The organism is Numidum massiliense (genome assembly GCF_001375555.1).
GTDB classification, from domain to species: Bacteria; Bacillota; Bacilli; order Thermoactinomycetales; family Novibacillaceae; genus Numidum; species Numidum massiliense.
Map to the genome: position 1 here is coordinate 77,523 of NZ_CTDZ01000008.1, position 15,208 is coordinate 92,730.

At 51.8% G+C, this 15,208-nt stretch carries 15 protein-coding genes; 11 read left to right on the plus strand and 4 right to left on the minus strand.

The window, feature by feature from the left end; all coding sequences use genetic code 11:
* Together BN1247_RS00505 and putP are read left to right on the plus strand one after the other, a co-directional pair.
* On the plus strand, nt 1-1,386 hold the full coding sequence (locus tag BN1247_RS00505) for an NTP transferase domain-containing protein (protein WP_054948611.1): 1,386 nt from the start codon (nt 1-3) through the stop codon (nt 1,384-1,386).
* 346 nt (nt 1,387-1,732) lie between these two features.
* Entirely contained in the window at nt 1,733-3,247 is a 1,515-nt protein-coding gene (gene putP / locus BN1247_RS00510) for a sodium/proline symporter PutP (RefSeq protein WP_054948612.1), read from the plus strand.
* Between the two features lie 44 nt (nt 3,248-3,291).
* Here the strand turns inward: putP and BN1247_RS17520 are convergent, their stop codons facing one another.
* The gene (locus BN1247_RS17520; protein ID WP_157360838.1) at nt 3,292-3,465 is read right to left on the minus strand and encodes a hypothetical protein; all 174 of its coding nucleotides are present in this window, start codon (nt 3,463-3,465) and stop codon (nt 3,292-3,294) included.
* Between the two features lie 113 nt (nt 3,466-3,578).
* Here BN1247_RS17520 and BN1247_RS00515 point away from each other — a divergent pair, with 113 nt between their 5' ends.
* The 8 genes from BN1247_RS00515 (at nt 3,579) to BN1247_RS00550 (ending at nt 12,137) form a co-directional block, all read left to right on the plus strand.
* Nucleotides 3,579-4,793 (plus strand): threonine synthase, encoded by a 1,215-nt coding sequence (locus BN1247_RS00515; protein ID WP_054948613.1) that lies wholly within the window; start codon nt 3,579-3,581, stop codon nt 4,791-4,793.
* Nucleotides 4,794-5,240: 447 nt separating this feature from the next.
* The gene (locus tag BN1247_RS00520) at nt 5,241-6,464 is read left to right on the plus strand and encodes a dicarboxylate/amino acid:cation symporter (protein ID WP_054948614.1); all 1,224 of its coding nucleotides are present in this window, start codon (nt 5,241-5,243) and stop codon (nt 6,462-6,464) included.
* Between the two features lie 63 nt (nt 6,465-6,527).
* Nucleotides 6,528-6,896 carry an SUR7/PalI family protein gene (locus BN1247_RS00525; RefSeq protein WP_054948615.1) on the plus strand — a complete coding sequence of 123 codons (369 nt, stop codon included), beginning with the start codon at nt 6,528-6,530 and terminating at the stop codon, nt 6,894-6,896.
* Nucleotides 6,897-6,961: 65 nt separating this feature from the next.
* On the plus strand, nt 6,962-8,269 hold the full coding sequence (locus tag BN1247_RS00530) for a DRTGG domain-containing protein (protein ID WP_231633055.1): 1,308 nt from the start codon (nt 6,962-6,964) through the stop codon (nt 8,267-8,269).
* 475 nt (nt 8,270-8,744) lie between these two features.
* Nucleotides 8,745-9,938 (plus strand): quaternary amine ABC transporter ATP-binding protein, encoded by a 1,194-nt coding sequence (locus BN1247_RS00535; protein ID WP_054948616.1) that lies wholly within the window; start codon nt 8,745-8,747, stop codon nt 9,936-9,938.
* Nucleotides 9,925-10,785: an ABC transporter permease gene (locus BN1247_RS00540; protein ID WP_390622016.1), complete on the plus strand. Its 861-nt coding sequence runs from the start codon at nt 9,925-9,927 to the stop codon at nt 10,783-10,785. The genes BN1247_RS00535 and BN1247_RS00540 overlap by 14 nt, the downstream gene beginning before the upstream one ends.
* A 6-nt stretch (nt 10,786-10,791) precedes the next feature.
* Entirely contained in the window at nt 10,792-11,730 is a 939-nt protein-coding gene (locus BN1247_RS00545; RefSeq protein WP_231633057.1) for a glycine betaine ABC transporter substrate-binding protein, read from the plus strand.
* Between the two features lie 77 nt (nt 11,731-11,807).
* A complete protein-coding gene (locus BN1247_RS00550) occupies nt 11,808-12,137 on the plus strand; it encodes a TcaA 3rd/4th domain-containing protein (protein ID WP_054948618.1) in 330 nt (109 codons plus the stop codon).
* A 58-nt stretch (nt 12,138-12,195) separates the two neighbouring features.
* On the opposite strand, the gene BN1247_RS00555 is transcribed toward BN1247_RS00550, so the two are convergent.
* On the minus strand, nt 12,196-12,477 hold the full coding sequence (locus BN1247_RS00555; protein ID WP_074011022.1) for a YtpI family protein: 282 nt from the start codon (nt 12,475-12,477) through the stop codon (nt 12,196-12,198).
* A 317-nt stretch (nt 12,478-12,794) separates the two neighbouring features.
* Here BN1247_RS00555 and BN1247_RS00560 point away from each other — a divergent pair, with 317 nt between their 5' ends.
* Entirely contained in the window at nt 12,795-13,937 is a 1,143-nt protein-coding gene (locus BN1247_RS00560) for a hypothetical protein (RefSeq protein ID WP_054948620.1), read from the plus strand.
* Between the two features lie 197 nt (nt 13,938-14,134).
* Here BN1247_RS00560 and BN1247_RS00565 read toward each other — a convergent pair whose 3' ends face one another.
* Nucleotides 14,135-14,674 (minus strand): sporulation membrane protein YtrI, encoded by a 540-nt coding sequence (locus tag BN1247_RS00565; protein WP_054948621.1) that lies wholly within the window; start codon nt 14,672-14,674, stop codon nt 14,135-14,137.
* A complete protein-coding gene (locus tag BN1247_RS00570) occupies nt 14,671-15,006 on the minus strand; it encodes a YtrH family sporulation protein (protein WP_054948655.1) in 336 nt (111 codons plus the stop codon). The genes BN1247_RS00565 and BN1247_RS00570 overlap by 4 nt, the downstream gene beginning before the upstream one ends.
* Nucleotides 15,007-15,208: the final 202 nt, after the last annotated feature.

The window sequence follows — 15,208 nt, forward strand, 5'->3', positions numbered from 1 at the left end:
GTGAAAACAGCAGTTGTTTTAGCAGCGGGAACAGGTAAAAAAATGTGGCCGTACAGCGATTATTGGCCGAAGGCGGCACTTCCAATCGGCGGGCGGCCCAACGTGGAGCGGCTCGTGCAGCAGCTACAGACGCTCGACTTCGAACGAATCATCGTTGCTGTGGACTATTTGGAGCGACGGCTGCGGTACGTATTGGAAGGGATTCGCGGTGTGGACATTGTGTCTGTGTCTCGTCCAAATGGGACAGCCGACACGTTGGAACAAGTGATCGGCGCGGTTGCCGACGAAAATCTGCTCGTCGTATACGGCGACATCGTTTTGACGCAACAAACGTTGACCGAGTTTGTGCAGCGGTATCGAAAAGAAGGCTGCGATGCGTTACTTCTGGCGACGCCGCTCGCAGGTGAACGAGCACAAGATTGGTTTTGTGCGCGCAGTACAGCGACAGGAAAAGTAGCGCACATTTACGGTCATCCGCGACCGCATTACGTCGATCACCGCTTACTCGGTGTTTACGCGGTTCGGACGGAAAACGTGTGCCGTGCGTTGCGCAAAAATCCCGGGACGATGCTGGACGTCAGTGTCGGTGTGATGCCTCCGCTCGAAGCGGAACTGGAACAGTCGTTACAATTACTCGTGGAAGCAGGCGACGATGTCCAGCTTCATACGGCCGCGAGCGGCGCCGTCGACCTCGACAAACCGTGGCACCTATTAGAGGCGAACCAATTAATCGCCTTGGACGAAGTGGCGACTCTAACCGAAAGCGACATTCCGGCGACGGCGACAATTCACCCGACGGCGGAAATCGCGGGAAACGTCGTGTTAGGCGAAGGGGTGACGATCGGGCGCAACGTATACATTAAAGGTAATGCGGTGATCGGAGCGGGGACAGTGATCGACAACGGGGCGGTTATTGGCGAAAATGTCGTCATCGGCAAACATTGTTCCGTAGAAAATTATTGTCACATTGGAGCATGCAGCTGTATCGGCGGCCGCAGTCGCGTCGGGCACTGTGCCGAATTTCAAGGCGTGATGTTCCCTAACGTCAGTTTCATTCATTACGGCGAAGTGTTCGGGGTGGTCGGGACGTCTACCGATATCGCCGCCGGTGTGACGGTTGGGATCGCCCGGTTCGACGATTCGGCGCAGCGACAAGTCGTTAACGGCAGAGTAGAAACCCCTACATCATTCGGCAATGCGGTGTACATTGGCGATTACACGCGCACCGGCATCGCCAGTCAGTTTATGCCTGGGGTAAAAATAGGTAGTAACTGTGCCATCGGTCCCGCCGTCGTCGTACAAAAGGACGTTCCTTCGCAAACACTCCTCTACGCGGAACAGACCGTCGTGCAAAAACCGTGGGGGTCGGAACGGTACGGGTGGTAGCCGGGATCGCGGGAGACAACAGTGGTCCCTGTGCAAGGTGACTATATACGAAAACACACCTGTGCGAAACGAACGATAAAAACGTTAATTTCGCACAGGTCACACCCTTCATGAGGCACGGCGCGCCGCTTGAATACCTTTCTAAATATGTGACGCGTATAGCCACGTGTATGCTAAAATAAAACTTGTAAGCGCATGCGCGGTGTCGACGCATTGCAATCGTAAGCGGGCGAGAAAGGGGTGAAGCCATGCCTGCTGTGACAGTTTTTTGGTTATTCGTTCCGACGACGACGATTGTCTTATTATCTTTAATCACACTTATTCGCCATAAAAGGAGGGAGCGCTAATGTCTATATCGACGCCAACATTGGTCGTTTTTATTGTTTATTTATTGGGGATGTTGGCAATTGGCGCGTGGACGTACAAAAAGACGGATACGATTGCCGACTTTTTTTTAGGCGGACGGCAAATGAATAGCTGGGTCACGGCGATGAGTGCGCAAGCATCCGATATGAGCGGTTGGTTACTACTCGCGATGCCCGGCGCGATTTACGTGACGGGAATTAACGGTTTGTGGATGGGGATTGGACTAGCTGTCGGCACGTATTTAAACTGGCAGTTCGTCGCCACGCGTTTACGCAGGTACACCGAAATTAACCATTCCATTACCATATCCGCTTATTTGGAAAACCGCTTTCGCGACAAATCAAAGTTGCTGCGGGTCATTTCTGCAGTGATGACGCTTACGTTCTTCCTGTTTTACACCGCTTCCGGATTTCTCGGTAGTGCCAAGTTATTTGAAGCGACGTTTAACATGAATTTTGACGTTGCATTGTTCGCTGGCGCGCTCGTCGTCGTCGGATATACGTTTTTAGGTGGCTTTTTAGCTGTCAGTTTGACCGACTTTGTGCAAGGTGTACTCATGTTTTTGACCCTTTTAATTATCCCGTTCGTTTTGTTCGGAATGCTCGGTGGTTTCGGAAGTGCGATGGACGCGGTGGCGCAGGTGAATCCGGATTTGTTGGACATAACGAAAACGGTTAAGTTGACGGAAGGCGGGGAGTGGATAACAAAGTCCGCTGCCATCAGTACGATCGGAACAATTTCTTTGCTCGCGTGGGGTGTCGGCTACTTTGGGCAACCGCACATTTTGGTGCGTTTTATGGGCATTCGCTCGGCACGCGACATTCCGGCAGCGCGGTTTATCGGTGTAACGTGGGTCGTGTTGTCCTTGCTCGGCGCCGGTTTTGTCGGTTTACTTGGCATCGCTTATTTCTCGACTCCACTTGCAGACAGTGAAACCGTCCTCATCCAGCTCGCGCAAACGCTGCTCAATCCGTGGGTCGCGGGTATCGTCATAGCTGCCATTTTTGCCGCGATTATGAGCACCGTCGATTCACAGTTGTTAGTCAGTTCGAGTGCGCTAGCGGAAGACTTTTATAAGTCGATTATCCGCAAAAACGCGAGTGACGCGGAGCTCGTCTGGGTGAGTCGCCTAACTGTACTCGCGATTACGATCGCTGCTGTCCTTTTAGCGCGAAACGCGAAAGAAAGCGTGATGGGGATGGTCTCTTACGCTTGGGCCGGTTTTGGTAGCGCCTTCGGTCCGGTCATCTTGCTGTCGCTCTTTTGGAAAAGGATGACGCGCAACGGCGCGTTAGCGGGGATGATTACGGGCGGGGTAACGGTCATCTTGTGGCAGAATGTTAAAGTTTTGGAGAGCACCGGTTTGTATGAACTCGTACCCGGATTTATATTAGGCTTAGTCGCGATCGTCGTCGTCAGTTTGCTCGATAAGAAACCGGCAGAGGAAATTATGCAGGAATTCGAGCGAGCGAAACGCCCGTTGCCGAATGAGTGATTTTTATTTTCTGTAGAAAAAGTCGAGCGTGTTCCGATAGCGCCTCAAATCGTCTCAAGTAACTCTCGATATTTTTTCTTACTAGCTGGTTTTGGCAAAGCGGCCATGTATCCGTTTACCGACAATACGAGACCGGAGCTGCTTACGCGGACAGCCCACGCGTAACAAAAACCGATGGCGAAGCCGATGCTACTACCGAAGAGATGGTCGTCGAACATCAAATACGCGCCACCCTCAGCTAATCTTATCGGCCACGCACCAATGCGGCGCTGTGCTCGTAACTATAGGGAAGACGGTCAGTTATCGGCGCGTTTTACGGGGGGGATCGTTTATGAGTTATAGTTACGTGTCTCATCTGTCTTGCTCGTCGTGCAAAGAGGTGTACGATGCCCAGGAGAGGCAGCAGTTGTGCCACTGCGGCAGTCCACTGCTCGTCACCTATCGGCTAGATGATTTGCAGCGACAACTAACGAGGGAGGCGTTCGAGGGGCGTGCGTCCAATATGTGGCGCTATCACGAATTGTTGCCGGTGCAGGAGGAGCGGTGCGTCATTTCGTTCGCCGAAGGGATGACGCCGCTCTTTGCGGTCTCGCGTATCGGAAACGACATGGGGATCACTCAATTATACGTGAAAGACGAGAGTGCGCTGCCGAGCGGCACGTTTAAGGCACGCGGTGCCGCGGTCGGTGTATCGAAGGCGCGTGAACTGGGCATCCGTTCGTTTATTATACCGACGAACGGGAATGCCGGTGCCGCTTGGGCATTGTATGCGGCGCGGGCGGGTATGAAAGCACACGTCGTCATCTCGGGCGATGCGCCGGATATCGCCAAGAGGGAGTGCGCCGTCTCCGGCGCCGATGTGTATGTCGTGGACGGATTAATTAACGAGGCGGGACAGATCGCGGCAGCCGCGGCGAAACAATTTAACTTGTATGATGTGTCGACGCTGAAAGAACCGTACCGCGTCGAAGGGAAGAAGACGATGGGACTAGAAATCGCCGAACAGTTTCAGTGGGGCGCGCCCGAGGTCATTGTATATCCGACGGGCGGCGGGGTCGGTTTGCTTGGCATTTTTAAGGCGATGACGGAGCTGAAAGCACTCGGTTGGCTAGAAGGAAACGTACCGCGCTTAGTCGCCGTGCAGGCGGCAGGCTGTGCACCGATTGCACGCGCCTGGACGGCAGGTGTGACAGACGTGGTGCCGTGGGAACAGGCATACACGATCGCCTTCGGCATTAACGTGCCGCAACCGCGCGGTGCCTCGCTCGTGCTCGAGGCACTCAAAGAAACGAACGGTTGCGCGGTCACCGTCACCGATGAGGCGATTGTTAACGAGCAGCGGCAAGTGGCGGCGATGGAAGGGGTGTTTCTCTGTCCGGAAGGGGCAGCCGCGTTCGCGGCCGCACGTCAATTGCGAGCGAGTGGGTGGATTGACCATAATGAACGGGTCGTCGTGTTGAACACGGGAGCAGGGCTGAAATATCCACACACCGTACCTGCACAGTTTGCGCAATTACAGCGGGGGGAGCGCATTCGGGGCGTGTAGCTGGTGTATAGGCGTTCCCAAGGGGCAGTTTCATGTGCTTTAACTCTCCGATTCCAAACTCAACGCCGCGGCACTTTTAAAAAGGCATGCGATGTACGGGTCGCAGCACGGGCACCGCATCATTGACGATCGCATCGTGAAATGTGTCATCAGGGGAGAATTATCTTGATTCTCCCTTCCCTACCTTTTCGGTTGGGGACACCTGTTTCGCCAATTTTCGGACGACAGCCACCGTCAACGCCGAAAAAAATCGACAAAATTCGCACAAAAGGGCGCGACTTAGCAGGAAAAGTCCAAGCCGGAGGCGAATAAGGTACTTATGAAAGCCCTGCAGTGAGAGCCTCGCAGCCAGCCCCGTCCACCACGATCCCTTTAACATTGTAGGCGGCGCGAGCTTTCTTGCAGCTGTTCTCGCAATTGTCGTATAACATAAGGGAGAGATAAGAAGTGAGGATCAATTTATTAACACAAATATTGGTCGCCTTTGTAATCGCTGTCATTCTAGGGGCATTCGTCGGGGAACCGATGGTCGTCGTCAAGCCGCTCGGTGACTTATTTCTCAATTTAATTAAATTTATTATCGTGCCACTTGTGCTCTCGTCGCTCGTCGTCGGAGTCGCTAGTACCGGTAGCCCGAAGACACTCGGTCGGATCGGGGGCAAGACGGTTGCTTACTATTTAGCGACGACACTAGTAGCAGTCGTCATTGGGCTCGCCCTCGGTTTTTTGTTTGCCCCGGGAGCGGGAGTCGACATTCAGGTTAGCGGAGAAAAGTTTGAGCAACCGGAGACGAAAGGAGTCGTTGAGACGTTACTGGCGATCGTGCCGACAAACCCGTTTGCCGCCTTAGCTGAAGGGAACATCTTGCAAATTATTTTTCTAGCTATTTTCGTCGGGGTGGCAATGACGCTTGTCGGGGAGAAGGCAGGGTCGGTGCACCGCTTTTTCGACAGTCTAGCCGAAGTGATGTACAAAATTACGGGGATCGTCATGCACTTTGCACCGGTTGGCGTCTTCGGACTCATTGCGCCGGTCGTCGCCGAGCACGGGTTATCCGTGCTGTTGCCGCTTATAAAGGTGATTCTCGCTGTCGCCGTCGGCTGTATGTTACACGCCTGCGTCATTTATTCGTTAGCTGTCAAAAGCATGGCCAACATGAGTCCGCTACGCTTTTTTAAAGCGATTTCTCCCGCTGCCACAATCGCTTTTAGTACAGCGAGCAGCTCGGGAACGCTGCCGGTCACGCTGAAGAACACACAAGAAAACTTAGGCGTTTCGAATAAAATTGCGAGCTTTGTGTTACCGCTCGGGGCGACGGTCAATATGGATGGCACCGCCATTTACCAAGGGGTGGCGGTGTTGTTTATCGCGGAGTATTACGGAAGTGAGTTGACGTTTGCCGGTTTGATCACCGTCGTGCTGACGGCAGTGTTGGCGTCGATCGGAACGGCCGGTGTGCCGGGGGCCGGTTTAATCATGCTTACCTTGGTGTTAAGTTCGGTGAATTTGCCGCTCGAGGGGATTGCGCTCATCGCCGGGATCGACCGCATTCTCGACATGTTCCGTACGTGTGTGAACGTCGTCGGAGATGCTTCGGCGGCCGTCGTCGTCGCCGCGTCGGAAAAAGAGCTTACGACACCACAGCAAGACACGGCGACTGTAGCCGTGTAGACCTAGTATGCGCATATCTCGCCGGGCTTGGCCATACAATGGTAGCAATATGGAGGGGGAGGTATGCTCGCCATGCAATTTTTGCGACATAAACGATTGACATTACTCATTTTCAGCCTGGCGATCCTACTATACGCTGTGCCACGGTTGCCGCTTACGTGGGATGGATCTGCTGCTAGTTGGTTTGCCTTTTCGTGGCTCGGCTTTGCTTTACTCGTCGTCGCTGCCCATTTTCGGTCGGCGTTAGGTGTCGACCGCGAGGAAGAAAAGGCAATGGGGCGGGTTAAGCGGCTAAAGGATTGGCAACGAGAACAGCGGTTGCGCGGGAGTAACGACCGTTACCCGCGCGCCTATGAAGGGTATGGGAGCAAAAGGCAGGAAACAGAGCGGGAAATAGACCGCGAACAACGCCGCCGTAAAATGACGTTGTAGGCGAATGCAAGCGTGAATTAGGCTATAATGGAATAAACGCAGTTTTTGGGAAAGGGAAATTCACTGTGTCGACGAAACACGAACAAATAATGAAACATATTCAAGATTTAAAAGTCGGTTCCAAAATATCCGTGCGCGGCATCGCCCACAAGCTCGGGGTGAGCGAAGGGACAGCGTACCGAGCGATTAAGGCTGCCGAAACGGATGGGTACGTCAGTACGATCGAGCGCGTCGGTACGGTGCGCATTCAGCGCAAAGAGCGGGGCAACTTAGAGCACTTGACGTTCGCGGAAGTGGTGCGCATCGTTGACGGTCAAGTGTTAGGCGGGCGGAACGGCCTGCACAAAACGTTAAATAAATTTGTGATCGGCGCGATGAAGTTAGAGGCGATGATGAAGTACGTCGAACCGGATAGCCTGCTCATCGTCGGCAATCGGGACAAGGTACATCGCATGTCCCTCGAGCACGGTGCAGCGGTGCTCATTACGGGAGGATTCGATGCGCAGGACGAGGTGAAGCGATTAGCGGACAAACTTGAGTTGCCGATTATTTCTAGTCGCTACGACTCGTATACAGTGGCCTCACTCATTAACCGGGCCTTGTACGATCGCCTTATCAAGAAGGACATTATCCTCATCGCCGATTTGCTCGATCCAGAAAAGCCATCCTATACCTTAAAGGCTCGCGACACGATAAGTAACTGGTATGAAAAAGTAGCGGAGACGGGGCACACACGCTATCCAGTCACTGACGATGCACACAAAGTGGTCGGGATGGTGACAGCGAAAGACGTCGTCGGGTACGACGCGGACGATGCGGTGGAAAAGGCGATGACTACCCATCCGATTACCGTTTCCGCGGATACCCCGGTCGCTTCCGCCGCCCATCAAATGGTGTGGGAAGGGATCGAATTGATGCCTGTCGTCGACGCCGATCACGTGTTACTGGGCGTCATTAGTCGGCACGACGTCATCAAGGCACTGCACTGGATTAATCGCATGCCACAAGGCGGCGATACGATTGAAGAACACATCGTAAAAGAAATGACCGAGGCGACAGAAGGTGCCGATCGCGATTCGTATCGCATTCGCATTACGCCACAAATGACGAACCAGTTCGGTATGCTCAGCACTGGGGTGTTGACGACGCTCGTGACGGAGGCAGCAAAACGCTGCGTAAAAAAACACCGCGATTCCGACGTTCTTCCAGACAATATGACGATTTATTTCCTGAAGACAGTACAACTCGACACTGTCCTGACTCTCGCCCCGGAAATGATCGAGATTAGCCGTAAATTTGCAAAAGTAGAAGTAAATGTCGCTACGGAACAAATACTTGTCGGTAAAGTTTTTGTGACACTACAGATCATGTGAGCGTCTGTGAGCGAGTATTATGGCGCATGTATAAGTAATCGTACGAACGAATGGTGGATCGTACGGCAGACGCGGCTCGTAAATGGCCAAGGCGGTTTGTTTGCTGCTTAACACGTTTGCTCCCCTTGGCTGTATAACATATACTTGTTAGGTAAGTTAATTGCTCGACGAATGGTTAACAAGCTGACAATTCTTTGTGCGGTTTGGCTTTGCATGCGATTGTACGGATGAAAAGATAGTTAAACAATAAATAGCGTGCTACTGTAACCCGTCGCAAGACTCGTTTGGACGGGATTTTACCGTTATTCCGCCTAAATCTATAGGAAAACCCCAAGAAAAAAATCAGTTCTTCTAAGATCAAAATGCGTAAACTTCCTTCTTAATTTCGATCGTTGCACCGACCTAACGGTCATCGAATGAGAGAGATTTAACAGCTTGTTATTGCGATTGGTTCGAGTAATAACGGAGGGTATGCATGGACAAAATTGTCGTCAACAACCTTACTAAAATTTTCGGCCAATCGCCGGAAAAGGGAATGGGACTATTAAAAAAAGGTTTAAACAAAGAGGAAATCTTTGCGCGCACTGGTTTGACTGTCGGGGTGCAAGCAGCGAGCTTTTCCGTGCAAGCGGGAGAGATTTTCGTCATTATGGGTCTGTCCGGGAGTGGGAAATCCACACTCGTTCGTTTACTCAACCGGCTCATCGAACCGACGGCTGGCGAAGTGCTAATCGACGGTGAAGATTTGACGAAGATGAACGCGGAACGGCTGCGAGATGTGCGCCGCTCGAAGATGAGCATGGTGTTCCAACGGTTCGCCCTCTTTCCGCATCGCACCGTACAACAAAATGTCGAGTACGGGCTCGAGGTACAAGGCGTAGACAAACAAGAGCGGGCTAAAAAAGCGAAAGAGGCGCTAGAAATGGTCGGCTTAGCTTCGTACCGCGACCAGTATCCCGATCAGCTAAGCGGCGGGATGCAGCAGCGCGTCGGCTTGGCGCGTGCGCTAGCGAACGACCCAGACGTGTTGCTCATGGACGAGGCGTTTAGTGCGCTCGATCCACTGATCAAAAAAGAAATGCAAGATGAATTGCTCGAATTACAGTCAGAGATGCAGAAGACGATCATTTTCATTACGCACGACTTGGACGAAGCGCTGCGCATCGGTGACCGGATTGCTTTAATGAAGGACGGCGCCATCGTGCAAGTGGGCACGCCGGAGGACATTCTCACCGATCCGAAAAATGACTACGTACGGCGATTTGTAGAAGACGTGAACCGGGCAAAAGTGCTCAAAGCAGAACACGTGATGAAGCGGGCAGAAAAAGTGACCGTCGGCAAAGACGGGCCGCGCGTCGCGCTCAACCGGATGCAAGCGCGCGGGTATTCCTCTCTGTTTGCCGTCGACCGCAAAAACGATCTACTCGGTGTGCTCACAGCCGAAGGGGCACAAAAAGCGATGAAAGAGGACAAGGCGTTAGAAGACGTCATCGTCCGCGACGTCGTGAAAGTGGACCCCGAAACGCCGCTCGAAGATATCGTATCGCAAATGGCAGAAACGGCCCATCCAGTTGCCGTCGTGAACGAAGCGGGGCGCCTGCGCGGGGCAATTGTCCGCGGCAGTGTCATTGGCGCGCTAGCGGGAAAAGAGGTGAATGGGGATGAGTGATTTCCTCCCGAAAATCCCGCTCGACGAGTGGATGGAAGAGTTCGTCGCTTGGCTGCAAACGAACTTCCAGTCGTTCTTTGATTTCTTTAGCAACGTCGTCGAACCGACCGTCGACTTTTTTGTCGATGCGCTCAACATACTCCCGTCGTTGTATACAATTGCCATTTTAGCGCTCCTCGCCTGGTGGTTGAGTAATTGGCGTATCGCGCTGTTTACGTTTGTCGGTTTTTTACTCATCGATAATTTAGGTTACTGGCACAACAGCACACAGACGATTGCACTCGTGCTGGCGGCGACAGCGCTCTCGATCATCTTTGGCGTGCCCCTCGGCATTTTATGCGGGAAAAACGATATGGCTAAAAAAATCGTCACCCCCATCTTAGACTTTATGCAGACGATGCCGGCGTTCGTCTACTTAGTACCGGCGGTCATCTTCTTTAGTTTAGGGGCAGTACCCGGTGTCATCGCCTCCGTCATTTTCGCTATGCCCCCAACAATCCGCATGACGAACTTGGGCATTCGCCAAGTGCCGGAGGAACTCGTCGAAGCGTCGGACGCGTTCGGTTCAACGCCGATGCAAAAACTGTTTAAAGTACAGTTGCCGTTAGCGAAGACGACAATTATGGCTGGTATCAACCAGACGATTATGTTAGCTCTTTCGATGGTCGTCATCGCCTCGATGATCGGGGCGAAAGGTTTAGGTGTCGACGTGTTACAAGCGGTGCAGCGCATTGAAGTCGGTACGGGCTTTGAAGCGGGTCTCGCCATCGTCATCATCGCGGTCGTGTTTGACCGCGTGACGCAAAACGTCGGCAGTCGTAAGCAAAAAAATGGGAATGGGAGATGATATGCTTTGCGTAAATCGTTAATCGTTAGTTTAGTGCTACTACTAGCAGTCGGAATGGTGTTATCTGCGTGTAGCAGCTCCAGCGACAACGCGACGCCGGAAGGGGAAAAAGACGCAGGTAAAGTAGAAGGAAAGAAAGACGACAAAGCGGCAAAAGGTGACGGCGGCGAAGAAGGAGGAAACGTGAAACTCGTCTACGTCAACTGGGATTCGGAAACGGCCAGTACGAACGTGATCAAAAAAGTACTCGAAGACGAAGGGTTTAATGTCGAGATTACCGCTGTCGACAACGCGCCGATGTGGGCCGCGGTCGCTGACGGCAGTGCGGACGGAATGGTCGCCGCGTGGTTGCCCGCGACACATAAAGGACCTTTTGCCAAATACGGTGACCAAGTCGTCGATTTAGGTGTCAACCTAGAAGGAGCGAAAATCGGGCTTGTCGTTCCGGAATACGTCGACATTAAATCGATCGAAGAGATGAACAAGCACAAGGATAAATTTAACAAAAAAATTGTCGGGATCGAGCCGGGTGCCGGCGTGATGGAAGCAACGGAAAATGCGATTAAAGATTACAACCTCGAGCTAGAGTTACAGCAAAGTTCGAGTGCTGCGATGACGGCTGAACTGACGCGAGCGATCGGAAAAAAAGAGTGGATCGCCGTAACCGGCTGGACCCCGCACTGGAAATTTGCTAAGTATGACCTAAAGTATTTGGAAGATCCGAAAGGCATTTTTGGCGACACTGAAAGCATTCATACGATCGTGCGCAAAGGGCTAAAAGAAGAAATGCCGCGCGTCTATGAAATTCTAGACAACTTCAGCTGGACGGTAGAAGATATGGAAGCAGTCATGTTGAAGATCGAAGAAGGCGAGTCTCCGGAAAAAGCAGCGGAGGCATGGGTGAAAGATAACCCAGACAAAGTGAAAGAGTGGACCGGGAAGTAAAAATACAGGTCGTTCAATAAAGACAGACCGATAGTTTGACTGCAATGGTGACTAGGGAAATCGTACCCGTCACTGCGATGAAGGATGAGTATGACGAAGAAGGTGAGCGTACATGCGTACGTGTCGCCTTCTTTTTTTGTGGCGAAGGTCTTGAAATTGATCCGATTACTAGAAACGGGAAGGTTAAAGTGCACGGAGAGAAGGAATTTACGTGGGGCATTTCCAAAAGCGAGGAAGTCATCATCGATCAAGAGCAGGAAGGGCTATTTAAAGAACGTCAAGTTTTAATTGCTTTTGATCCAGAAGTGAAAAAGTGGTTCGTAAAAGAAGTATCGAATTGGTCTTCGAGCGGTATGCTTTTAGATACTTTTGCTTGTACTAGAGAAAAAAATGTGTCCAAAAGGTGAAACCTCTTGCCGTCTATATCGTATAGATGTGTAACAGCAAGCGCGGTGTAGCTTGCTGTTACGACAAATACTTGCGGAAGGCGCGGTAGTTGCGAAAACCGGCGAACAAGTTGAACAAGCCTAGTAAACCGATAAAAGTTGCGGCGATGACGCGCGGGGTAGACACGTTGACAGTGAACAGTTGCAATGCCGTAATCGAAAGAAACATCACGCCCATATGCATATTCATTTTAGCCTGCAGCGCCTCGCGCGCCCCTTTTTCCGCGCGGCGCGAACGCGAACTGTTTAGAAACGTACCGACCGCTGTAATCGTAATGATGGCTAGCAGTATGTAAGGCATCGTGTGCACGTAAAAAAACCTCCTACAATGTGGGTGTACAAAATCGTGTCGATAAGTTTTACTAGTCAAAGCCTGTAACGGCCACTCTCTCTAGTGTATCGGTTTCTATGCCGCCGTGCTAGTCATACGGAGAATTAGCAACATATGTGACTTTTAAACGCGCTTTTATATGTGGCTTTTGTCGGCAATTTTGTAAGCTACGCACATGCGTTTGGAAATAATTGCGACTGGATGCAGGTATCGCGCAAGTTTTGTCGAATAGTCGATTAGTAGTGGAGTAGTGGGACATGGCTGAATAATTGAAAGGGGAGATTGTATTGCATTGCACAAAATGTGGGAAGGAACTAAAGAACAACCCGAAGTTTTGCTATTACTGTGGTCATGACTTGCGACCGCAAGAAGGTGGGGAGGAGTCGGAGCAGGCTGCATCGCACGATCCGCACGCATCAACCCAACCGGATGGTAGTAGTATTCCGGTAGGAAATGAGTCCGTCAATGATCCAGTAGGTGCACCTCAGCAGCTAAACATCCCCGACTGGGTGACGGGGCCACAACAGCAAGAAACGGCATCGGCTGCCCAAGGGGGCCAATCGTACGGAGGGCAAATGCCACAGCAACCGTACAGTGGGCAAGAAGTACAGCAGCCGTACGGTGGGCAAGAGGTACAGCAATCGTACAGTGGGCAAAATACGCAGCAGCCGCACGGTGGACACAAGGTGCAGCAACCGTACGGTGCGCAAGCAATGCCCCAGCAAGGTGGGACCCAACAACAGTTTCAAGGACAAGCGCCGGGAAAGCAACAGCAGGGGCAAAATGCTTATTTGGAGAAAGGAAAGCAACTGTCGCAGAACTTCTTTGAGTTCTTTTTAGAGATGATTAAAGCTCCGGCGAAAGGGTTAGCGATAAAAAGCGATCAATATGTGAATGGTTACATATTGATGGGCATCGTAGCGCTTTTCTACCCGTTCGGTATGTTTTTTCGGCAAGTGCACAAGGAGGCCGACGCAGGCGAAGCATTCGTCGACTTTCTGATAAACTTTTTGTACTTTGCGATTTTGCTCGTGGCGACCGCGGGAATTATCTTCGGTTTAGCAAAGCTGATGAAAGCGAACGTTAGTTTCCACGACGCCGTTGCGCGCTTTGGCGCCATGTTGACCGTTCCAGTCGCTCTATATACACTTTATTTGCTGTTTCACATTGTCGGGTTAGCTAAGGTGAATACGTTTATCGCACCGTTGGCCAGTTTTTCGATCGTCATTGCGATTGCTCTTGTCGTTTATTCCTACAAACAAGAGGGGCAAGGTGGATTGGATCCGCTTTTCGCTTTGCTTATCATGTATGTCGCACACACTATTATTAATTCGATCTCATCGGAAAAATTTTATATTCAAATCCTCGGTACAGTGTTCAGTTCGTATTCGGGCGTGGACATTGACAGCATTTTGGATTTCGATTTTTAAAGTTGATACAGCGCGAACGATTAAAGATACAACGCGCCTCTTAACTAATCACTAGTAAACGCCGATCCATCGGATCGGCGTTTATTTGGTGCAACGAACAACGAAGCCCTGACTCTCCTCGCAACACTAAGTCGCGCACTATGCCCGCAACATTCAGTAGCCACTGTCCTTTACGATACCGCACACGCTTTACCACGTTACTGTTTGTCGTCATTGCGCTTAAGTGGCGGCGCTCCGTCGGCTACTTCTTGCACGTAGAACCAGATGCGCACGCGGGAACTAATCGCTACCGCTTCGAACTGTAACTCGTACGTTTTTTGATCTAACTTGACAGGGTGGTGGTTGATCGTCTCGCGAAAAAAATGTGGCAGCCCCGCGTAGCGGCTCACTGGCTCGCCGATGATGTTCATTTGTTTCAACCATTGGTATACTTCAGCGTTTATTTTTTCCCGCGTCACTTTATTCAAGTGTTGCTCCTTTTGCTCCAATAGCTGCAAGTCGATCGCTTGCACGATTTCTTCGCGCTGTTCGTGGGACAGTTGCTCGCGCAGCTGCTCGACTTCGTTCGTCACTTTCGTCAGCTCGTTACCGCGCCGTTCCAGTTCACCGTACAAATTGTCGATTTGATGGCCGAGTAGGATGAGCATCGTCGCGGCGCCAAACGAAGCGCCAAGCAGCATGAGGGCGATATATTTAGAGAGGCGGTGCCGCCAAGACGGCTGTCGATCGCTGTTCAAGACACATCCCCCCGGATGAGCCACATGACGAGTTTATACCCGAGGTGCGCCCCGGCAAACGCACTGAGCAGTAAGAACAGTTGCTGGGCGACGACGTCGAGGTCGCCGTGACGAATATTCACCTCTACTGTGCGTAAGACGTCGACCGTTCCGCCAAGTGCGGCGACGATCGCCCACACTTTTAGTTGCCCGACAATATGTTCAATCGTCCCCATTGGCGTTAGTCCGGAAGAAAGGCCGAGCAGCGAGCCGATGCCGCCCATGAGTGAACCGCCGACGACGACGCCAAAAGCGACAAAAAAGTCGAGAATAATCGCAGACCAAAAAGGCACTTCACGCCCACCTCCGAACGTAAGCTCCCTGTAAACGAACCCGTAAGGCCGGTAAGTTCCTAGTAAACGAACCCGTAAGCCGCCGCCTTCACACACCTTGAGGATTGGCCTCCTCGCTATAGCTGATGGGTATTGCTGGCTGCACCTTCCAAGCTAACCACGCGTTGCGACGCGACACTAAGCGATACTTGATTCATTTTTT

What these genes read in the sequence shown, in the direction of transcription:
- BN1247_RS00550 (WP_054948618.1), top strand. Translation starts at nt 11,808, where the DNA reads ATGAAGGATGAGTATGACGAAGAAGGTGAGCGTACATGCGTACGTGTC.
- BN1247_RS00535 (WP_054948616.1), top strand. Translation starts at nt 8,745, where the DNA reads ATGGACAAAATTGTCGTCAACAACCTTACTAAAATTTTCGGCCAATCG.
- BN1247_RS17520 (WP_157360838.1), bottom strand. Translation starts at nt 3,465, where the DNA reads ATGTTCGACGACCATCTCTTCGGTAGTAGCATCGGCTTCGCCATCGGT.
- BN1247_RS00540 (WP_390622016.1), top strand. Translation starts at nt 9,925, where the DNA reads ATGGGGATGAGTGATTTCCTCCCGAAAATCCCGCTCGACGAGTGGATG.
- putP (WP_054948612.1), top strand. Translation starts at nt 1,733, where the DNA reads ATGTCTATATCGACGCCAACATTGGTCGTTTTTATTGTTTATTTATTG.
- BN1247_RS00515 (WP_054948613.1), top strand. Translation starts at nt 3,579, where the DNA reads ATGAGTTATAGTTACGTGTCTCATCTGTCTTGCTCGTCGTGCAAAGAG.
- BN1247_RS00555 (WP_074011022.1), bottom strand. Translation starts at nt 12,477, where the DNA reads ATGCCTTACATACTGCTAGCCATCATTACGATTACAGCGGTCGGTACG.
- BN1247_RS00525 (WP_054948615.1), top strand. Translation starts at nt 6,528, where the DNA reads ATGCTCGCCATGCAATTTTTGCGACATAAACGATTGACATTACTCATT.